Source organism: Streptococcus sp. GMD4S (assembly GCF_000296955.1).
The window spans coordinates 1-667 of the sequence record NZ_AJRE01000366.1 but is presented as its reverse complement, the minus strand read 5'-3'; the positions used below and the strand labels follow the sequence as shown (position 1 = coordinate 667).

Here is a 667-nt window from a genome sequence, read left to right as displayed (position 1 = left end):
ACTGATTTTGGAAGGAGTTCGTGAAGAAGACGTGGTCCGAAGTCACGAGCTGGGTTCAAACCAGGTCCAGTAGGTCCACCAAGTGAAGTTACCAAGGCCATCACTAGGAAACCAAGTGCCAAGTGCGCAACTGAGATCCCAGCAGCTGTATGTGGAGCTACTTGAGCTTTTACTGCCAATTCACTTAAATCAACAGTTTGTCCAGCTTGAGTAGCCATTTGTTTCATGTATTGAAGAACCTCAGCACCAAAGAAGTTTTTAGTCAAACCAAGTGCTGCAAAGAAAAGAACAAATGAACCTACAAACTCATTGAGGAAACCGTTAACAGTAGCTGCAAAACGTGATTCTTTTGTACCATGGTCGATGCTTGAAATTGTTGAGAAGGTACCCAAGATATTGTTAGGGTTTTCTGTCTTCAAGTAGTAAGGACGGTGAGTCGCTACAACCAAAGCTTGACCAAAGATTGCTCCCAAAACTTGTGCTAGGATGTAATATGGTACTTGCTCCCAAGAGAAAAGTCCACTAACAGCAAGTCCAAGAGTGAAAGCTGGGTTGATGTGGTTACCAGATACATTACCAAACATCAAGGCTGGGATCATAACCCCCATACCATAACCAACCGCGATAACGAGCCAGCCACTTTGGTGACCTTTCGTACCTTTAAGTT

The 667-nt window shown here is 43.9% G+C and carries 1 protein-coding gene; it reads right to left on the bottom strand.

The window, feature by feature from the left end:
• The coding region (locus tag GMD4S_RS09940; protein ID WP_000663732.1) for an MIP/aquaporin family protein at positions 1–667 on the bottom strand (667 nt) is incomplete at both ends.